Source organism: Mycobacterium gastri (assembly GCF_002102175.1).
GTDB classification, from domain to species: Bacteria; Actinomycetota; Actinomycetes; order Mycobacteriales; family Mycobacteriaceae; genus Mycobacterium; species Mycobacterium gastri.
Window position 1 is genome coordinate 60,715 of record NZ_LQOX01000010.1, and the last position, 19,944, is coordinate 80,658.

At 65.3% G+C, this 19,944-nt stretch carries 19 protein-coding genes; 15 read left to right on the forward strand and 4 right to left on the reverse strand.

Features of this window, described 5'->3' with window-relative positions; genetic code table 11:
• Positions 1 to 10: 10 nt before the first annotated feature.
• The gene (locus AWC07_RS02030) at positions 11 to 397 is read right to left on the reverse strand and encodes a DUF3060 domain-containing protein (RefSeq protein WP_036410406.1); all 387 of its coding nucleotides are present in this window, start codon (positions 395 to 397) and stop codon (positions 11 to 13) included.
• A gap of 248 nt (positions 398 to 645) precedes the next feature.
• Between AWC07_RS02030 and AWC07_RS02035 the strand changes: the two genes are divergently transcribed.
• Entirely contained in the window at positions 646 to 1,293 is a 648-nt protein-coding gene (locus tag AWC07_RS02035) for a TetR/AcrR family transcriptional regulator (RefSeq protein ID WP_036410405.1), read from the forward strand.
• Positions 1,294 to 1,321: 28 nt separating this feature from the next.
• Here AWC07_RS02035 and AWC07_RS28335 read toward each other — a convergent pair whose 3' ends face one another.
• On the reverse strand, positions 1,322 to 2,089 hold the full coding sequence (locus AWC07_RS28335; protein ID WP_244187425.1) for a hypothetical protein: 768 nt from the start codon (positions 2,087 to 2,089) through the stop codon (positions 1,322 to 1,324).
• 1,296 nt (positions 2,090 to 3,385) lie between these two features.
• Here AWC07_RS28335 and rpsL point away from each other — a divergent pair.
• The 7 genes from rpsL (at position 3,386) to AWC07_RS02075 (ending at position 11,130) form a co-directional block, all read left to right on the forward strand.
• Positions 3,386 to 3,760, forward strand: coding sequence for a 30S ribosomal protein S12 (gene rpsL, locus AWC07_RS02045; RefSeq protein WP_007167812.1), 375 nt, complete (start codon positions 3,386 to 3,388; stop codon positions 3,758 to 3,760).
• A complete protein-coding gene (rpsG, locus tag AWC07_RS02050) occupies positions 3,760 to 4,230 on the forward strand; it encodes a 30S ribosomal protein S7 (RefSeq protein ID WP_023370878.1) in 471 nt (156 codons plus the stop codon). Before rpsL ends, rpsG begins: the two co-directional genes overlap by 1 nt.
• Positions 4,231 to 4,298: 68 nt before the next feature.
• Positions 4,299 to 6,404 carry an elongation factor G gene (gene fusA / locus AWC07_RS02055; RefSeq protein WP_036410404.1) on the forward strand — a complete coding sequence of 702 codons (2,106 nt, stop codon included), beginning with the start codon at positions 4,299 to 4,301 and terminating at the stop codon, positions 6,402 to 6,404.
• 215 nt (positions 6,405 to 6,619) lie between these two features.
• Entirely contained in the window at positions 6,620 to 7,810 is a 1,191-nt protein-coding gene (tuf, locus tag AWC07_RS02060) for an elongation factor Tu (RefSeq protein WP_023370882.1), read from the forward strand.
• Between the two features lie 177 nt (positions 7,811 to 7,987).
• Positions 7,988 to 8,788, forward strand: coding sequence for an SHOCT domain-containing protein (locus AWC07_RS02065; protein ID WP_036414245.1), 801 nt, complete (start codon positions 7,988 to 7,990; stop codon positions 8,786 to 8,788).
• Positions 8,789 to 9,066: 278 nt separating this feature from the next.
• Positions 9,067 to 9,891, forward strand: a complete 825-nt coding sequence (locus AWC07_RS02070; RefSeq protein WP_208622338.1) for a mycofactocin-coupled SDR family oxidoreductase — start codon at positions 9,067 to 9,069, stop codon at positions 9,889 to 9,891.
• An 18-nt stretch (positions 9,892 to 9,909) separates the two neighbouring features.
• Complete coding sequence (locus AWC07_RS02075) at positions 9,910 to 11,130, forward strand: NAD(P)/FAD-dependent oxidoreductase (RefSeq protein ID WP_139829482.1); 1,221 nt, start codon at positions 9,910 to 9,912, stop codon at positions 11,128 to 11,130.
• 600 nt (positions 11,131 to 11,730) lie between these two features.
• On the opposite strand, the gene AWC07_RS02085 is transcribed toward AWC07_RS02075, so the two are convergent.
• The gene (locus AWC07_RS02085; RefSeq protein WP_036413831.1) at positions 11,731 to 12,789 is read right to left on the reverse strand and encodes a DUF2332 domain-containing protein; all 1,059 of its coding nucleotides are present in this window, start codon (positions 12,787 to 12,789) and stop codon (positions 11,731 to 11,733) included.
• Positions 12,786 to 13,379: a mycofactocin system transcriptional regulator gene (gene mftR, locus AWC07_RS02090; protein ID WP_036413879.1), complete on the reverse strand. Its 594-nt coding sequence runs from the start codon at positions 13,377 to 13,379 to the stop codon at positions 12,786 to 12,788. Before mftR ends, AWC07_RS02085 begins: the two co-directional genes overlap by 4 nt.
• A gap of 101 nt (positions 13,380 to 13,480) precedes the next feature.
• Between mftR and mftA the strand changes: the two genes are divergently transcribed.
• The 7 genes from mftA to mftG all read left to right on the forward strand — a co-directional run bounded on the left by mftA (position 13,481) and on the right by mftG (position 19,940).
• Positions 13,481 to 13,570 (forward strand): mycofactocin precursor MftA, encoded by a 90-nt coding sequence (gene mftA / locus AWC07_RS02095; protein ID WP_036413882.1) that lies wholly within the window; start codon positions 13,481 to 13,483, stop codon positions 13,568 to 13,570.
• 4 nt (positions 13,571 to 13,574) lie between these two features.
• Positions 13,575 to 13,913 (forward strand): mycofactocin biosynthesis chaperone MftB, encoded by a 339-nt coding sequence (gene mftB, locus AWC07_RS02100; protein WP_036413833.1) that lies wholly within the window; start codon positions 13,575 to 13,577, stop codon positions 13,911 to 13,913.
• On the forward strand, positions 13,910 to 15,082 hold the full coding sequence (gene mftC, locus AWC07_RS02105) for a mycofactocin radical SAM maturase (protein WP_036413836.1): 1,173 nt from the start codon (positions 13,910 to 13,912) through the stop codon (positions 15,080 to 15,082). Before mftB ends, mftC begins: the two co-directional genes overlap by 4 nt.
• A 2-nt stretch (positions 15,083 to 15,084) precedes the next feature.
• Entirely contained in the window at positions 15,085 to 16,257 is a 1,173-nt protein-coding gene (gene mftD / locus AWC07_RS02110; RefSeq protein ID WP_036413838.1) for a pre-mycofactocin synthase MftD, read from the forward strand.
• A 67-nt stretch (positions 16,258 to 16,324) separates the two neighbouring features.
• On the forward strand, positions 16,325 to 17,074 hold the full coding sequence (gene mftE / locus AWC07_RS02115) for a mycofactocin biosynthesis peptidyl-dipeptidase MftE (protein ID WP_036413885.1): 750 nt from the start codon (positions 16,325 to 16,327) through the stop codon (positions 17,072 to 17,074).
• Entirely contained in the window at positions 17,071 to 18,492 is a 1,422-nt protein-coding gene (gene mftF, locus AWC07_RS02120; protein WP_036413841.1) for a mycofactocin biosynthesis glycosyltransferase MftF, read from the forward strand. Before mftE ends, mftF begins: the two co-directional genes overlap by 4 nt.
• Before the next feature lie 8 nt (positions 18,493 to 18,500).
• Entirely contained in the window at positions 18,501 to 19,940 is a 1,440-nt protein-coding gene (mftG, locus tag AWC07_RS02125) for a mycofactocin dehydrogenase MftG (RefSeq protein ID WP_036413844.1), read from the forward strand.
• Positions 19,941 to 19,944 lie beyond the last annotated feature (4 nt).

Sequence of the window (19,944 nt, forward strand, 5' to 3'; positions counted from 1 at the left end):
CCTCGATTCTTTAGGGGCCCACTCGCTGGAGCCGGTTGACCATACCCAGTTCGCGGCCGCGATCCCAGATGAACGGATCACCATTCTTGAAGAACACCGTCTGATCCCAACCGTAGACGGTGATGTCGTTGATCACCGTGTCGGCAACGACGGTGTTGGACGAGCCCATCACCGTCACCGCCCAGCACGTTCCCTTGGCGGTGATGATATTGGCGGTGCCGTTGACCAACAGGGTGGAATCGTTACAGTCCAAGACCTGCTCGAGGCCCTCGCCGGTGATATGGGTGTCGCCGTTTTTCGCGTGCGCGGCCGGCGGTAGTGCGGTTGACGCGACGGCGGTGGTGACGACGGTGACGACGCAGCTGGCCAGTGACGCGGCGGCGGTTGTCCATTTCACTGCGGGCCCCCCTCCGTTGGGCGCGTGATCGGTGCTCGATTGAGGTGCGCACCTAGCCTAGGTGTAGTTCCCTGCCCGACGACAGCGTTGAGCACATTTGGTTGGCATCCCGCCGCGCCCGCATCTGGGGCGGTCGATCCACGGTCGAGTCAACTAGAGTCATTAGTTGACCCCCCGTTGACCTCCCACAACCGCAGCGGCGATGACCCACTGTCATTCGCATATGGAGCAATTGAAGGACGATCGTCATGGCAGCTTCGCCGGAACCGCCGTCAACGGCTGGTCGTCAGCGTGCTGTGAAAGCTGCGGCGCGGCCGGCCAAGTTGAGCCGAGACACCATCGTCGAGGGCGCCCTGACTTTCCTGGACCGGGAGGGCTGGGATTCACTGACCATCAACGCGCTGGCCAACCAACTGGGGACCAAGGGGCCGTCGCTGTACAACCACGTGGACAGCCTCGAAGACCTGCGCCGCGCGGTGCGGGTGCGGGTGATCGACGACATCATCACGATGCTGAACAGGGTTGGCGAGGGGCGCGCCCGCGATGACGCGGTATTGGTGATGGCCGGTGCGTACCGCAGCTACGCCCACCACCATCCCGGTCGGTACTCGGCATTCACCCGGATGCCGTTGGGCGGCGACGATCACGACTACGCCGCGGCGACCAGAAGTGCCGCCGCGCCGGTGATTGCCGTGCTGTCCTCCTACGGTCTGGAAGGCGAAGAGGCCTTTTACGCGGCGCTGGAGTTCTGGTCGGCACTACACGGGTTTGTGTTGCTGGAGATGACCGGCGTGATGGATGAGATCGATACCGACGCGGTGTTCTCCGACATGGTGCTGCGCCTGGCCGCCGGCATGGAAATGCGCACCACGCACCACGGCACGGAGCAGTCCTGAAGCTCGCTGGTCGCCTCACATCAGGAAGCTAAACAATCGCGCCGGTCAGGCCGAACTCTGCCAAGGTTTGTGCGGCCAGTTCACGCAGGTGAAGCTTGGAAACATGGTCTTCGGGCTGGTATGCGATGGCGGCGATCGAAACTTTGCCGCCGACGCGCCCGCCCGACACCGCGGTCATGCCGCGCACTTGCTCGACGATCTGCCTTGTCACGTGCTGCGTAACCCCGCGCACGAAAAATGAATCCGCGGCGCCGCCGTCGGGCCGGCATACCAGCGGGTCGATCTCGCCAAAGTAGGAGCAGCCGACCGATGGAGTCGCCAACAACTTGTCGGCCATCTTTCTGGCCACCCACTCGGGCGTCAACGGGATCAACGGCAGCAGCCGAACCGACTCAGCCGTCGCCGCTGGCTGCGCGCCCAGAGCATGCTTGATGCGGGCACGAACACCGGATATATCGGTCGTTAACCCGGTCGGCTCGACATCGATGGTCGCCAGCGAGAATGCGTTCGCACGCAGGTCGCCCTCGCCACGGTCATTGACGGTCATGCCAACCTGGATCCTGCCGTCGTCGGAGCGCCGGCAGCCCACCAGCTCGGCTAGTTTCGCAGCAAACGCAATGAACAGCGAATTACTGGTGCCGCCAAGAGCTTTCGCGCAGGCATCCCACTGGGCAATATCGATGAAGACGACGATAGCCGGCACCTCGACAGCCTCGCCCGCGCCAAAGGCCAGCGGTAGCGATGATCGGGACCGGGCAGCATTTCGCGCGCGACGCCAGCCCAGTTTGATCGCCACCGCCAGTGCCCGAACGATATCGGGTAGGTCTGCCACGGTTTGGCGGACCTCGCATAATGCTGCGACCAGTCGGGAGCGCGAACGTGGCGGCGGGCAACCGAGATCGCCCGCGTCTCCCTTGATCGCACCGGCAATTGCCAGTGCGCCACCGACCCCGTCGACCAAGCAGTGCGAAGCCGCCAGGCTGACACCGGTCGAACCGTCGGAAAACGGCTGGACGTCAAGACGCCAACCGGGTCCCCATTCCGGATCGAGAGGCAATTGCGCGCGTTCATCAGCCCAGTCGATCAACTCGGCACGTGGACGGGCCTGCTGAACGACATCGATATCCGACCAGACTCCGGTTGAGATCCATCGATGCCTGGCGAAGCGCAACACCGAACGCTCGATCCGTCGACCCAACAAGCCATGACCGAGATTGCGCTGAAAACGCCTGAGACCCTCGAGGTCGACCGGGCGCTCGTACACCCACACCCACTGCGACACCGGGGACAGCCCCGTCGCGCGCAGCGTCAGAAACTTCGCTTGATCGTTAAATGCGAGTAGCTTGTCCCAACGGCAAATCGTCGCCTTCCCAACCTTGCGATTTGTCATCCTCGAAGTACCGTGATCACGCCATCGCCTCGGCGTTGACGGTGACTGCTGTTGTCGGCGCGCTTCATGACGACCCGATTCAACTGGGCGGCCTTGCCCAACCGGGCGACGGGCGTCGCGTCAGGTTGCGGCCAGGCAGTTCTGCTAACCGATGGCGTCGACCACGAAGACAGGGCTCGAGTATGCGACTTCCTCTTGCTGGAACAAAGACTCTTGCTGGAACAAAGACTCGTGGCAGCAGACAGTGTTGCGGGACATGGCTCCTCCTCATCGCGCGATGTCGTACGGCTTCCTGCCATCGCATGCTGGATTTGTATGTATCGAAAACCATACATATGTATCAGCCATATTTGCACAAGTTAAAAAGTCGGTCAAACCACCTCCTGCCATGCGCTCAAACTTCGTCCGGCCACCACTTTGACCTGCCTGACCGCCGAGCGGTATTGTGGTTGCTCGTGCCTGGCGGCCTACAGCGCCCGACTTGAGGGCGTGGATGCCGGGCCAATTCGCATGTCCATGATGTCACCGAGATGTGATGGACGAGGCGGATTGGGTTCGGAGGCCAACCGCAAGCGACACACCCGGCAGCGGGGTACGGCGTTCATACGACGTTTATTCCGCGGCAGGGCATAACTGCAGTACAAGGACTTGATGACCGGGACCGGAACCGGATCCTCAGACAGCGACACAGAAAGCCGGTAGATGCCAACCATCCAGCAGCTGGTCCGCAAGGGCCGTCGGGACAAGATCGCCAAGGTCAAGACCGCGGCTCTCAAGGGCAGCCCGCAGCGCCGTGGCGTGTGCACCCGGGTGTACACCACCACTCCGAAGAAGCCGAACTCGGCGCTTCGCAAGGTCGCGCGGGTGAAGCTGACGAGCCAGGTTGAGGTCACGGCGTACATCCCCGGCGAGGGCCACAACCTGCAGGAGCACTCGATGGTGCTGGTGCGTGGCGGCCGGGTGAAGGACCTGCCCGGTGTGCGGTACAAAATCATCCGCGGTTCGCTCGACACCCAGGGAGTGAAGAACCGCAAGCAGGCTCGCAGCCGTTACGGCGCCAAGAAGGAGAAGAGCTGATGCCGCGCAAGGGGCCCGCACCCAAGCGTCCGTTGGTCAACGACCCGGTATACGGGTCGCAGCTGGTCACCCAACTGGTGAACAAGGTTCTGCTGAAGGGGAAGAAATCGCTGGCCGAGCGCATTGTTTATGGTGCGCTTGAGCACGCCCGCGACAAGACCGGCACCGATCCCGTCATCACCCTCAAGCGCGCTCTCGACAACGTCAAACCGGCCTTGGAGGTCCGCAGCCGCCGCGTGGGTGGTGCGACCTACCAGGTGCCGGTCGAGGTGCGCCCGGACCGGTCGACCACGCTGGCGCTGCGCTGGCTCGTCGGCTACTCGCGGCAACGCCGGGAGAAGACGATGATCGAACGGTTGGCAAACGAGATTCTGGATGCCAGCAACGGCCTTGGGGCCTCTGTCAAGCGGCGTGAGGACACCCACAAGATGGCCGAGGCGAACCGCGCCTTTGCGCATTACCGCTGGTGAGAGCCGCCGGCGGCCCCCTCTGGCGCATCCGATAGCTAACTGAGCAACGAAAGAGTGGGAAGACTTCTGTGGCACAGAAGGACGTGCTGACCGACCTTACGAAGGTCCGCAACATCGGCATCATGGCGCACATCGACGCCGGCAAGACCACGACGACCGAGCGCATCCTGTACTACACCGGCATCAGCTACAAGATCGGTGAGGTTCACGACGGCGCCGCGACCATGGACTGGATGGAGCAGGAGCAGGAACGCGGCATCACCATCACCTCAGCGGCAACCACCTGCTTCTGGAATGACAACCAGATCAACATCATCGACACGCCGGGCCACGTCGACTTCACCGTGGAAGTTGAGCGTTCCCTGCGTGTGCTCGATGGCGCCGTCGCAGTGTTCGACGGCAAGGAAGGTGTCGAGCCGCAGTCCGAGCAGGTGTGGCGGCAGGCCGACAAGTACGACGTCCCGCGCATCTGCTTCGTCAACAAGATGGACAAGATCGGCGCCGATTTCTACTTCTCCGTGCGGACCATGGAGGAGCGGCTTGGCGCCAACGTCATTCCGATCCAGCTGCCTGTCGGCTCCGAGGGCGATTTCGAAGGCGTCGTCGACCTGGTCGAGATGAACGCCAAGGTATGGCGCGGCGAGACGAAGCTGGGCGAAACCTACGACACCATCGAGATTCCCGTCGACCTGCAGGAAAAGGCCGAGGAATACCGCACGAAGCTGATCGAGGCGGTCGCCGAGACCGACGAGACCCTGCTGGAGAAGTATCTCGGCGGCGAGGAATTGACGGTCGAGGAGATCAAGGGTGCGCTGCGCAAGCTCACCATCAACTCCGAGGCTTACCTGGTGCTGTGCGGCAGCGCGTTCAAGAACAAGGGCGTGCAGCCGATGCTGGACGCCGTCATCGATTACCTGCCCTCGCCGCTGGACGTGCCGCCGGCTATCGGCCACGCGCCGGGCAAGGAGGACGAGGAGGTCGTGCGCAAGCCGTCGACCGACGAGCCGTTCTCCGCGCTGGCCTTCAAGGTCGCGTCGCACCCGTTCTTCGGCAAGCTCACCTACGTCCGGGTGTACTCGGGCAAGGTCGACTCCGGCAGCCAGGTCATCAACGCCACCAAGGGCAAGAAGGAACGGCTGGGCAAGCTCTTCCAGATGCACTCGAACAAAGAAAACCCAGTGGACACGGCCTCAGCCGGCCACATCTATGCGGTGATCGGCCTCAAGGACACCACCACCGGTGACACCCTGAGCGACCCGAACAACCAGATCGTGCTCGAGTCGATGACCTTCCCCGACCCGGTGATCGAGGTGGCCATCGAGCCCAAGACCAAGAGCGACCAGGAGAAGCTGAGCCTGTCAATCCAGAAGCTCGCCGAGGAGGACCCAACCTTCAAGGTGCATCTGGATCAAGAAACCGGCCAGACCGTGATCGGTGGGATGGGCGAACTGCACCTGGACATCCTGGTGGACCGGATGCGCCGGGAGTTCAAGGTCGAGGCCAACGTCGGCAAGCCGCAGGTGGCGTACAAGGAGACCATCCGCCGCGTGGTGGACAGCATCGAGTACACCCACAAGAAGCAGACCGGCGGCTCGGGCCAATTCGCCAAGGTGATCATCAAACTGGAGCCGTTCACCGGCGAAGACGGTGCGACCTACGAGTTCGAGAACAAGGTCACCGGTGGCCGCATCCCGCGCGAGTACATACCGTCGGTCGACGCCGGCGCGCAGGACGCCATGCAATACGGCGTCCTCGCCGGGTACCCGCTGGTCAACCTGAAGGTCACCTTGCTCGACGGTGCCTTCCACGAGGTCGACTCCTCAGAAATGGCATTCAAGATCGCCGGTTCCCAGGCGCTGAAGAAGGCGGCGGCACAGGCGCAGCCGGTCATCCTGGAGCCGATCATGGCCGTCGAGGTCACCACGCCCGAAACCTACATGGGCGATGTGATCGGCGACTTGAACTCCCGCCGTGGTCAGATTCAGGCCATGGAGGAGCGGGGCGGTTCGCGCGTCGTCAAGGCGCACGTGCCGCTGTCGGAGATGTTCGGCTACGTCGGCGACCTGCGGTCCAAGACCCAAGGCCGGGCGAACTACTCCATGGTGTTCGACTCTTACGCCGAAGTGCCGGCGAACGTGTCGAAGGAGATCATCGCGAAGGCGACGGGCGAGTAGGCGGCGCGAGGTGACGGCGAGTGAGCGAAGCTCACGAGTGAGGAGCCGAGCAATCGGGACAAGCCTACTCGGCAAGGAGTCGAGCAATGAGCACAGCGAAGGCGACAGGCGAGTAGCCGAAAGCCTGCGAGTAAGCTGGCCCGGTCAACACCGCGGCATAACTGAAAACATCAAAACTGCTTTTATAAGCACCAACAGTCCAGGAGGACACAAAAGTGGCGAAGGCGAAGTTCCAGCGGACCAAGCCCCACGTCAACATCGGGACCATCGGTCACGTTGACCACGGCAAGACCACCCTGACCGCGGCTATCACCAAGGTCCTGCACGACAAGTTCCCGGACCTGAACGAGTCGAAGGCGTTCGACCAGATCGACAACGCGCCCGAGGAGCGTCAGCGCGGTATCACTATCAACATCGCGCACGTCGAGTACCAGACCGAGAAGCGGCACTACGCGCACGTTGACGCGCCGGGCCACGCCGACTACATCAAGAACATGATCACCGGCGCCGCCCAGATGGACGGCGCGATTCTGGTGGTCGCCGCCACGGACGGCCCGATGCCGCAGACCCGTGAGCACGTGCTGCTCGCGCGTCAGGTGGGTGTGCCCTACATCTTGGTCGCGCTGAACAAGGCCGACGCCGTCGACGACGAGGAGCTGCTCGAGCTCGTCGAGATGGAGGTCCGCGAACTGCTTGCCGCGCAAGAGTTCGACGAGGACGCCCCGGTAGTGCGGGTCTCGGCACTGAAGGCCCTCGAGGGCGACCCCAAGTGGGTCGAGTCGGTGGAGCAGCTGATGGATGCGGTCGACGAGTCGATCCCCGACCCGGTCCGTGAGACCGACAAGCCGTTCCTGATGCCCGTCGAGGACGTCTTCACCATCACCGGCCGCGGCACCGTCGTCACCGGTCGTGTGGAGCGCGGCGTGGTCAACGTCAACGAGGAAGTCGAGATCGTCGGCATCCGCCCGACGACCACCAAGACGACCGTCACCGGTGTGGAGATGTTCCGCAAGCTGCTCGACCAGGGCCAGGCCGGCGACAACGTCGGGCTGCTGCTCCGTGGCGTCAAGCGTGAAGACGTCGAGCGTGGCCAGGTCGTCATCAAGCCCGGCACCACCACCCCGCATACCGAGTTCGAGGGCCAGGTCTACATCCTGTCCAAGGACGAGGGTGGCCGGCACACGCCGTTCTTCAACAACTACCGTCCGCAGTTCTACTTCCGCACCACCGACGTGACCGGTGTGGTGACACTGCCGGAGGGCACCGAGATGGTGATGCCCGGTGACAACACCAACATCGCGGTGAAGCTGATCCAGCCCGTGGCCATGGACGAAGGTCTTCGGTTCGCGATCCGTGAAGGCGGCCGTACCGTCGGCGCCGGCCGGGTCACCAAGATCATCAAGTAGGTCGCACTAACCGGTTCATCACCAGGCCCGGATTGCCGTGATCGGCAATCCGGGCCTGGTGCTTGTCGCCCTCGGCAAGCGATCGGGGCCTGCCTGGCCCACGGCCCAGTATGTGATCGGTAGCCGAGCATGCGCGCTAATCTGACACGACCTAACCGTGAAGCGAGGAGCAGTCACATGCTGGCGCGCTATATCAAGATGCAGTTGTTGGTGCTGTTGTGCGGCGGTCTGGTCGGGCCGATCTTCTTGATCGTCTACTTCACCCTGGGGCTGGGCAGCCTGCTGTCGTGGATGTTCTATGTCGGTCTGCTGATTACCGTGGCGGATGTGTTAATCGCGCTGGCATTGACCAACTGGGGTGCCAAGACGGCAGCCAAGACGGCTGAACTCGAGCAGCACGGCCTGCTGGCGCTCGCGCAAATCACCGGCCTCACCGAAACCGGGACCCGGATCAATGACCAACCGGTGGTCAAGGTGCACCTGCACATCTCGGGTCCCGGCATTGTGCCGTTCGACAGCGAAGACCGGGTCATCGCCAACGTGACCCGTCTCGGCAACCTGACCGCGCGCAAGCTCGTCGTCCTGGTCGATCCGACTACCCAGCAATACCTGATCGATTGGGAGCGCAGCGCGCTGGTCAACGGCCTGGTCCCGGCGCAGTTCACCCTGGCCGAGGACAACAAGACCTACGACTTGAGCGGGCAGGCCGGCCCGTTGATGGAGATCCTGCAGATCCTGAAGGCCAATGGCATTCCACTCAACCGAATGGTCGACATCCGGTCGAATCCGGCGTTGCGTCAGCAGATCCAAGCGGTGGTACGACGGGCGGCCGAGCAGCAGGCACCGGGGCCGCAGCCGGCCGCCTCGCAGGCGTCGATCGCCGAGCGTCTGCAGGAGCTGGAGTCGCTGCGGGCCAGTGGCGTGGTGAACGATCAGGAGTACGCCAGCCGGCGCGCCCAGATCATCGCCGAGATCTGAGCAGGCTCCGGGGCCGCGCCGGGTTAGGTTCGCCTGGCTCACTCGAGTGTGTATCGGCGCCTTCCAGCGTGTGCATGCGGCGGCCCCGCAGGCCGCGATCTCGCCATGGGCGCACGTTCAAAGCCGCCACTGCACACTCGGCGGGGAGCCCGTCGCGCCCGGGCAAGGCCCGATGGCCCGGCCGCCTCTCACCGCCGGCCCGGGCCGCGTCGTCACCCCGTTGCGGGGCGTTAGAACACGTTCCAATTCCGCTGCTAGCCTGACAGGCGGCGAAAGGGGTGCACGTGGCTGGATCACTACAGGGACGGGTCGCATTCGTCACCGGAGCTGCCCGCGCTCAGGGACGGTCGCATGCGGTGCGGCTGGCCCGGGAAGGGGCCGACATCATCGCCCTGGACATCTGCGCGCCGGCGTCGGACTGTCTCACCTACCCCGCGGCCACGCCGGAGGACCTCAACGAGACCGTCTGCGCGGTGGAGGCCGAGGGCCGCAAGGTACTGGCGCGCGAGGCCGATGTCCGCGACGGTGCGGCCCTACAGCAGCTGGTGGCCGATGGCATCGAGGCGTTCGGCCGGTTGGATATTCTGGTGGCCAATGCCGGGGTGCTGGGCTGGGGGCGGCTCTGGGAACTCACCGATGAGCAGTGGGACACCGTCGTCGGGGTCAACCTCACCGGCACCTGGCAGACGCTGCGCGCTGCGGTGCCGGCCATGATCGAGGCGGGCAACGGCGGGTCTATCGTGGTGGTCAGCTCTGCGGCGGGTCTTAAGGCCACGCCGGGTAACGGGCATTACGCGGCGAGCAAGCACGGATTGGTTGCGTTGACCAACACGCTGGCGCTCGAGCTCGCCGAATTCGGTATCCGGGTCAACTCCATCCACCCGTATTCGGTCGACAGCCCGATGATCGAGCCCGAAGTGATGATGCGGATATTTGCCAAGCATGCTGGCTATGTACACAGCTTCCCGCCAATGCCTTTGCAGCCCAAGGGATTCATGACCCCCGACGAGGTATCCGATGTCGTCGTGTGGTTGGCCGGCGACGGCTCGGGCACGCTGACCGGAACACAGATTCCCGTCGACAAGGGCGCCTTGAAGTATTGACACGCGATCGTGTATGAACTGCAGGTGACCAGTAGCGAAGGCGGCGGCAACAAGGGGAACAAAGGCATCGTAATCGTCGGCGGCGGACTGGCTGCGGCCCGGACCGCCGAGCAGCTGCGCCGGGCCGGCTACGAGGGTCGCCTCACGATCGTCAGCGACGAGGTACATCTCCCCTACGACCGGCCGCCGTTGTCCAAGGAAGTGCTGCGCAAGGAAGTCGACGACGTCGCTCTCAAACCCCGCGAGTGGTACGACGAGAAAGACATCACCCTTCGCCTGGGTTCGGCGGCCACCGGCCTCGACACCGTCGCGCAGACACTGACCCTGGCCGATGGAACCGTGTTGGGCTACGACGAGCTTGTCATCGCGACCGGCTTGGTGCCGCGGCGTATTCCGACGTTCCCGGATATCGAGGGCATTCGAGTGTTGCGGTCCTACGACGAGTGCATGGCGTTGCGCTCCCACGCGTCGGCCGCCACCCGCGCCGTCGTCATCGGGGCCGGCTTTATCGGCTGTGAGGTGGCGGCCAGCCTGCGCGGTCTGGGTGTGGCCGTGGTGCTGGTCGAGCCGCAGCCGACGCCGCTGGCGTCGGTGCTCGGCGAGCAGATCGGTGCGCTGGTGGCACGCCTGCATCGGGCCGAGGGCGTCGACGTGCGCACCGGCATCGGCGTGGCCGAGGTCCGCGGTGACGGTCATGTCGACACGGTGGTCCTGACCGATGGCACCGAACTGCAGGCCGACCTGGTGGTGGTGGGCATCGGGTCGCATCCGGCGACCGGCTGGCTCGACGGTAGCGGCATCGAAGTCGACAACGGCGTGATCTGTGACGAAGCCGGACGCACCAGCGCGCCTAATGTATGGGCGCTCGGTGACGTCGCCTCCTGGCGCGATCCGATGGGACACCAAGTGCGCGTGGAACATTGGAGCAACGTCGCCGACCAGGCCCGGGTGGTGGTGCCGGCGATGCTGGGCCGCGACGTACCGTCGAACGTGGTCGTCCCCTATTTCTGGAGCGATCAGTATGACGTCAAGATCCAGTGCCTGGGTGAGCCGCACGCCACCGATATCGTCCACCTCGTCGAGGACGACGGCCGAAGGTTCCTGGCCTACTACGAGCGCGATGGTGTGCTGGTCGGTGTCGTAGGTGGCGCGATGCCGGGCAAGGTCATGAAGGTGCGCTCCAAGATCGCCGCCGGCGCGCCCATCTCCGAAATGCTGGAATCACCGGATGCCGGTTGAGCCTCATTCAGCGAGGGCCTGACGGGTCCGCGTGGCCGTTGCGAGCTCTGCCACGGCGGTCAGCCATTCGGTCGTCTGGTGGTCCGGCAGGTTTCCGGTGTCGATTTGCTGACGGAATTCCGGTAGCGCTCGACTGTTCGCTTCACACGCTCGTCCATCAATCCCGAAAACGTCGTAATCTCCGGTGCGTGCGTCCGCCACAGCGGAATCGTGTTGTTACGCAACTGCATTCGGAACATCTCCAGCCAGATGACCGGGCCGGCGAATGAGTGCAGCAGCAGACTGCCGTCTGGGAACCGGGATCGTAGGTCAGCGCCGAGTCGAGATCGATGGCGAAGCAACCGAATGAGACGACTTCGATTTCCCCCGAGGTCTCGCATTCGGTGGTGCTGCTGAATAGCTGGTCGTAGGCCGTTGGCCCCGCCTATCGATATCGGCAGCCCGTTTGTCGGTGCTCACCGAGATCTCATCCTGCGTGACCGCCGTTCCGTGTGGCATCAGCCGAATAGCCATTTATCGGGATGACAGCCGACCCCCCGACTTGGCGCGGGTGATGTCGTCCGATCGGCGGACAGGCCCGCGATGTAGGCGCAACAAAAACTACTGCCAGGTCACCGGTGGCCCGTGCGGATGACATTCGCCCAGGACCCGCGTCCGCCCGTCAGGCCAACTGGCGGCTCGGACCAGGAACTTCAGCGAACTGCCGGGTCCGGTGCGCGCCGGCTCGAGCGTCAGGTGCGCGAACGGGGTGCGTGTGCCGGCTTGCGCGCCCAGGTGCTCGACCGCGTCGCGGATCGCGGCCCGCTCGTCGGCGGACAGGTATTGCCAGGTGATCGAATGCCACAGCACCGTCAGCGCGCCGTCGGCCAGTGTCAGAGCGCCGACCGCTTCGGCCGCGGTCCGACAGTGCAGTTGCGCCGGGACGTTCCGGGCGACCTCGATGGCGCCGCGCAGCCGTTTCAGCCGGGCGTGCTGGTCGGGCCAGACGTAGCTCAGCACGGTCAACTCGCCGTCGGCGCCGGTCACATCGATGGGCGCGATGTCGTAGCCGTGGCGCTCGACGATGCGCACCGCAGCGGGCGGCGGCAACCGACCGTGCCACGCGTCGTCGATCGTCACCGGCGTCTCGGCCGGTCCCCACTGGCCGCCGTCGTAGCGGTAGCGGTACCGGTCTGCCCGCAGATTCAGGCCGGCGCTGGCACCGATCTCGAAAAGTCTTATCGGCAACTTGAATTCGTGGTTGACGTGTGCCAGGCCGCCGATCAGCGCGGCGGATCGGCCGACCTCGTTGGTTTGTGGTGGTTGGTCCAGGGCCGCCAGCAACGCATCGGTGCGATCAACCGCGACGCGCACGATGTCTGGCCAGGCGGCTGCGGCATCCCAGCTGCCGCCGGTGCTCGGATACCAGCGGCGCAACGCCGGCGCCCGGCCGTCGAGCACCAACCGGTGCAGGCCGCCGAGCAGACGCAGGGGCACCGCGTGGCGTGAGGGGTCGTCCTCGTGGCCGGCCAGGATGGTCGCGAAGACCCCGCCCGCCTCGACGTCGGCGGCCACCAGTTCGCACAGTTCGCCGTACATCGGTGAGCCGGAGCCGGCGCAGAACCGTCCCTGCGATCGCAAGGTGTGCAGCAGGTGCTCACTCTTCGTGGGGCCGCTCATCCGAGCCGGTCCAATCCGGCGCCGACGACGTCGAAGGCATTCCCGAGTGTCTCGGGCAGCGGGACGGATTCGTCACCCAGCCAGTGTTCGTAGGCGCTCAAAGCGACCCCGAGCATCGTCCAGGCGATGGTCTGAGGCAATAGGTCGGTGGTCTTGCCGCCGAGCCTGCGGGCCACGAACCCGGCGATCACCGCTCGCCAACCGGCATACATCGTCATCGAATACGCCTGCAGCTCCTCGGTTTCCAGGATGATACGCATGCGCTGGCGGTGCCGGACGGTCTCGGACTCGTCGAAGGTGTTGAACGCCAGCAGCGCGGCACGCAAGGCCGTGCCCAGTCGGACCTTCGGATTGATGTTGTTGAGCAGGTGCTGTAACTGCGCGAGGTGAGCGTCGAAGTCACCCCATGGAATCGCGTTCTTGGATGCGTAGTAGCGAAAGAGGGTGCGCCGGGCGATGCCGGCCGCCTGTGCGACGTCGTCGACGCTGACCTCGGCGAAACCGCGGGCAGCGAACAAGTCGATGGCAACGGCGGTGATGTGGTGCTTCGTCGTCGAGCGGCGCCGGCCCACCCGCGACTCGTGCAGCATCAGACCCCGCCCTTCCATTTCGGCACTCGATGCCATATTCTGGCGATCAGTGTGACCAGTACCACCTCACATTGTCGAGGCCCAGGACGAAAGGCATCCACGTGGACCACGAGACTGACACCGGCGTCGAGCTCGTCACCGAGACCCTGGTTGAAGAGGTTTCCATTGACGGCATGTGCGGAGTCTACTGACCCGGTGCCGGATTGCCCGGCTCCTCCTCGGGCCGCTATCCGGCCCGCATCGTCGCCGGGCGTGCCGGACGACTTCGACCCGGATCGCGGCTGGCGACTGCACCCGCAGGTGGCAGTTCGGCCTGAGCCCTTCGGCGCACTGCTGTATCACTTCGGCACCCGCAAGCTGTCGTTTCTGAAGAATCGCACCATCCTGACGGTGGTGCAGTCGCTGGCCGATTATCCCGACGTGCGCTCCGCCTGCCGTGGCGCCGGTGTCGCGGATTCCGGACAGGGTCCCTATTTACATGCGCTGGGCGTGCTGGCCGCTTCGGCGATGCTGGTTCCGCGGGAGGGCCGGTGACGGCGCCTCGGCTCATCGAGCAGTTCGAACACGGGCTGGACGCCCCGATCTGTCTGACGTGGGAGCTGACCTACGCCTGCAACCTGGCGTGTGTGCACTGCCTATCGTCGTCCGGCAGACGTGATCCGCGCGAGCTGTCCACGCGCCAGTGCAAGGACATCATCGACGAGCTGGAACGCATGCAGGTGTTCTACGTGAACATCGGCGGTGGTGAACCCACGGTGCGTCCCGACTTTTGGGAGCTTGTGGATTACGCGACCGCACACCGCGTCGGCGTGAAGTTCTCCACCAACGGCGTTCGGGTCACCCCCGAGGTGGCAGCGCGGTTGGCGGCCAGCGACTACGTGGACGTCCAGATATCCCTCGACGGCGCGACCGCTGAGGTCAACGACGCGGTCCGCGGCACCGGGTCGTATGCGATGGCGGTGCGCGCTTTGGAGAACCTGGCCAAGGCCGGCTTCGGCAAGACCGGAGCCGCCAAGATCTCGGTGGTGGTCACTCGTCACAACGTCAGCCAGCTCGACGAATTCGCCGCCCTGGCAAGCCGTTACGGCGCCACCTTGCGGATCACCCGGCTGCGCCCGTCGGGGCGGGGCGCCGATGTCTGGGAGGAGCTGCACCCCACCGCCGATCAGCAGGTGCAGCTCTACGACTGGCTGGTGCTCAACGGCGAGAAGGTGCTCACCGGCGATTCCTTCTTCCACCTCTCCCCGCTGGGCGAATCCGGGGCGCTGGCCGGGCTCAACATGTGCGGCGCCGGTCGGGTGGTCTGCCTGATCGACCCGGTGGGCGACGTGTATGCCTGCCCGTTCGCCATTCATGACCGTTTCCTGGCCGGAAACGTGTTGTCGGATGGCGGGTTCGACAAGGTGTGGAAGAACGCCCCGTTGTTCGCTGAATTGCGCGCACCGCAATCCGCGGGCGCCTGCGGCAGCTGCGGGCACTACGACAGCTGCCGAGGCGGCTGCATGGCGGCCAAGTTCTTCACCGGCCTGCCGTTGGACGGCCCGGATCCCGAATGCGTCCAAGGGCACGGTGTGCGGGCCCTGGCCCGGGAGCGCGATACCCCGCGCTCCCGCGTCGACCACTCCCGGAAGAAAAGCGGACCGGTGCCCCTGACACTGACCATCCGAGCGCCAGGCAGGCCCTGCAACGAAAGTCCGCTGTAGTCATGGCCGATGCCTGGTTCGAAACGGTGGCGATCGCCCAGCAACGTGCAAAGCGGCGATTGCCCAAGTCCGTGTACTCGTCGCTGATCGCGGCAAGCGAAAACGGGATCACGGTCGCCGACAATGTCGCCGCATTCGGTGAACTCGGCTTCGCGCCACACGTCATCGGTGCGACGGAAAAGCGTGACTTGGCCACGACCGTGATGGGCCAAGACATTTCGCTGCCGGTGATCATTTCGCCGACCGGTGTGCAGGCCGTCGATCCCGACGGCGAGCTGGCCGTTGCCCGGGCGGCGGCGGCCCGGGGCACCGCGATGGGCTTGTCCTCCTTCGCCAGCAAACCGATCGAGGAAGTCGTCGCCGCCAATCCCAAGATCTTCTTCCAGATCTACTGGCTCGGCGGCCGCGACGCCATCGCCGAGCGTGTCGAACGGGCGCGGCAGGCGGGAGCGGTCGGGCTGATCGTCACCACCGATTGGTCGTTCTCGCACGGGCGCGACTGGGGTAGCCCCAAGATCCCCGAAGAGATGAGCTTGTGGTCGGTCGTGCAGCGGTTCCCGGAGGCGATCGTGCGACCGCGCTGGTTGTGGAAGTTCGGCAAGACGCTGCGCCCACCGGATCTGCGGGTGCCCAATCAGGGCCGCCGCGGCGAACCCGGGCCAACGTTCTTCGCCGCCTACGGCGAATGGCTGGGCACACCGCCGCCGACCTGGGAAGACATTGCCTGGCTGCGGGAGCTGTGGGGTGGCCCGTTCATGCTCAAGGGAGTAATGCGGGTTGACGACGCCAAAAGAGCTGTCGATGCTGGCGTTTCCGCGATCTCGGTATCCAACCACGGCGGCAATAACCTGGACGGCACGCCCGCCTCGATTCGTGCCCTGCCCGCCGTGGCGGCAGCGGTCGGCGACCAGATCGAGGTGTTGCTGGACGGCGGTATCCGGCGGGGCGGCGACGTCGTCAAAGCGGTGGCGTTGGGAGCGCGCGCAGTGATGATCGGCCGCGCGTACCTCTGGGGACTGGCCGCCAACGGCCAAGCCGGCGTCGAAAACGTCCTCGACATCCTGCGCGGCGGCATCGACTCGGCGCTGATGGGCCTCGGGCATAGTTCGGTCCATGACCTGCGACCGGACGACATCATCGTGCCAGCCGGTTTTGCTCGGGAATTGGGTGTGTAACTTCCAAGTAAATTCCGGCTGCGTCAATATTGGTGGCGCAAAAAAAGATTCAGTAGAAGAGGTAACAATCGGTGCACGGCAGGTAAATTCGGCCTACCATCGGCGAGTGCCCGTACGCGGCGAACTGGGGAACTCGACGTCGAGCCAGCTACCAAGTATCTCGCCGTCGATACTCGTTCCGCTCGGGTCTACTGAACAGCACGGACCGCACTTGCCGCTGGATACCGACACCCGGATCGCGACCGCCGTCGCCCGGGCGGTGGCCGCGCACATGTCCCGGCCGGACTGGCTGGTGGCTCCCGCGATCGCCTACGGCGCCAGCGGTGAGCATCAGAGTTTTGCCGGGACGATCTCCATCGGTATCGACGCCCTGGCCATGCTGCTGGTGGAGTACGGCAGGTCGGCCAGCTGCTGGGCCGATCGGCTGGTTTTCGTCAACGGTCACGGCGGCAATGTCGAGGCGTTGCGCCGCGCGGTCGGCCTGCTGCGCTCCGAAGGTCGTGACGCCGGATGGTGTTCGTGCAGCGCCGTGGGCGCCGACGCCCATGCCGGTCACACCGAAACATCGGTGTTGCTGCATATTTCGCCGGACGATGTGCTGACCGACCGGTTGCTGGCCGGCAACGGCGCGCCGCTGCCGGAATTGCTGCCGTCGATGCGTCGTGGTGGCGTCGCGGCCGTCAGTCCGACCGGGGTGCTGGGCGACCCAACGACGGCGAGCGCGGCGGCGGGAAGGCGGATCTTCACTGAGATGGTCGACGACTGCCTGAGTCGCATTGTCCGCTGGACGCCTGCACCCGACGGGATGCTGGCATGACTGCGACGCGACTGCCGGACGGGTTCGCGGTGCAGGTCGACCGTCGCGTGCGGGTGCTCGGCCACGGCTCGGCCCTGCTCGGCGGCTCACCCACCCGGCTGCTGCGGCTGGCCCCCGCCGCGCAGGACATGCTTGCCGGCGGCCGGCTCAAGGTCCACGACGAGCTCAGCGCGCAACTGGCCCGCACCCTGTTGGATGCCACGGTGGCGCATCCGCGCCCCGCCAGCGGTCCCTCGCATCGCGATGTCACCGTGGTTATACCGGTGCGCGACAACATATCTGGTGTGCGCCGGCTGGTTGCCTCACTGCGTGGATTGCGCGTCATCGTGGTCGATGACGGGTCGGCGTGCCCGGTCGAGTTAGAAGACTTTCCCGGGGCGCGTTGCGACATCGAGGTGCTGCATCACCCGCGCAGCAAGGGTCCGGCTGCGGCACGTAACACCGGTATGGCAGCCTGCGCCACCGACTTTGTGGCATTCCTGGATTCCGACGTGGCGCCACGCCGGGGATGGCTCGAAGCGCTGCTGGGCCACTTCTGTGATCCCACCGTCGCCTTGGTCGCGCCCCGCGTCGTGGGTATGGCGCAAAGCGAGAATCTGGTGGCTCGTTACGAGGCGGTGCGCTCGTCGCTGGATCTCGGTCTGCGGGAGGCGCCGGTGTTACCGCACAGCCCGGTGTCCTATGTGCCGAGCGCCGCGATCGTCTGCCGCGCCGCAGCCCTGCGCGATGTGGGCGGTTTCGACGAGACCCTGCACTCGGGGGAGGACGTCGACCTGTGCTGGCGGTTGATCGAAGCCGGCGCCCGGCTGCGCTACGAGCCGATCGCGCTGGTCGCGCATGACCATCGCACCCAGCTACGGGCTTGGATCGCACGCAAGGCGTTCTACGGCGGTTCGGCCGCACCGCTTTCTGTGCGCCACCCCGATAAGACCGCGCCGTTGGTGATTTCCGGCTGGGCGTTGACGGCCTGGATCCTGATGTCGCTGGGTACCGGGCTTTGTCAGCTGGCCTCGCTGGTCATCGCGGTGTTGACGGGTCGCCGCATCGCCAGGGCCATGCGCAGTGCCGACACCTCAATGTCGGATGTGCTAGTGGTCGCCACACGCGGGCTGTGGTCGGCGGCTTTGCAGTTGGCGTCGGCCATGTGCCGGCACTACTGGCCGGTGACTTTGATTGCGGCTCTGCTGTTTCGGCGCTGTAGGCGGGTCGTGCTGGTCGCGGCGATCGTCGACGGCGTGGTGGACTGGCTGCGTCGTAAGGAGGCCAGGGATGGCGACGCCGGTGACACCGAACCCATCGGCCTGCTGACCTACGTGTTACTCAAACGTGTCGACGACCTCGCCTACGGCCTGGGCCTGTGGTATGGCGTGCTGCGCGAACGCAATGTCGGCGCACTCAAACCGCAGATTCGGGCCTAGCGGCCGCCTTGACCTCTGCTGCCGGGCATAGCGACGTATTAATCGTCGGCGCCGGAAGTGCGGGTTCGGTTGTGGCCGCGCGTCTTTCTGCTAATCCGGATTGTGCAGTAACCGTCCTTGAGGCGGGTCCTGGTCTCGACGATCCGGAATTGCTGGCTCAGACCGCCAACGGATTGCGGCTGCCGATCGGCGGCGGCAGCCCCCTGGTCCGTCGCTACCAGACTCAGCTCACCGATCGGCCGATTCGCCGGCTGCCTATCGTGCGCGGAGCGACGGTCGGTGGCTCCGGCGCGGTCAACGGTGGCTACTTCTGCCGCGGACTACCAAAGGATTTCGATCGCCTTGCGGTTCCCGGCTGGGCCTGGTCCGACGTACTCGAACACTTCCGGGCCATCGAGACAGATCTGGATTTCAGCACGCCTGCGCACGGCAGCGCCGGCCCTATCCTGGTTCGGCGGACGCGCGAGACGACCGGCATCACCCAGCGCTTCATCACTGCCGCCGAGCGCGCCGGGTTCCCCTGGATCGACGACCTCAACGACGTTGGACCGTCGAGTGTCTCGGGGGTGGGCGCGGTCCCGCTGAACATCGTGGACGGTGTCCGGACCGGGTCCGGTGCCGGGTATCTGCTGCCCGTGCTGCGACGAGGCAACCTGACCCTGCTGGAGCAGACACGGGCATTGCGGTTGCGCTTCTCCGGCAGCAGAGCGGTCGGTGTCGACGCGGTTGGCCCATCCGGGCCGATTACCCTGACGGCTGACCGAATTGTTCTGTGCGCCGGTGCGATCGAGTCGGCGCATGTGCTCATGCTGTCCGGCATCGGTGACGAGGCGATGCTGCGTGCGGTCGGCGTGCCGGTGGTGGCGGCGCTGCCGGTCGGAATGAGTTGCAGCGACCACCCGGAATGGGTGCTCCCCACCACGTGGGGCGTGGCTCCCGAACGGCCGGTGCTGGAGGTGGTGCTGCACACCGCAGACGACCTCGAGATCAGGCCCTATACCGGTGGTTTCGTTGCGATGACCGGTAATGGCACTGGGGGACAGCCTGATTGGCCGCATATCGGGGTGGCGCTCATGCGGCCCCGGGCGCGTGGGCGGATCACGCTGGTCTCGGCGGATCCCGACGTGCCGCCGCGGATCGAGCATCGCTACGACAGCGAGCCGGCCGACGTCGCCGCTCTGCAGCGGGGCGTTGATCTTGTCCGCGAAATAGCCGGTGCGGCAACAGATGTCGGGCAAGCGGCGTGGTCGACGTCACAACACTTGTGTGGCAGTGCCCCCATGGGTGTCGACGGTGACCCGCGGGGCGTCGTAGACCTCCAGTGCCGGCTGCACGGTATCGAAAACCTTTGGGTGATTGACGGGTCCGTGCTGCCGATGATCACCAGCCGTGGTCCGCACGCCACCATTGTGATGCTGGGGCATCGGGCGGCCGAATTCGTCGCATGAGCTT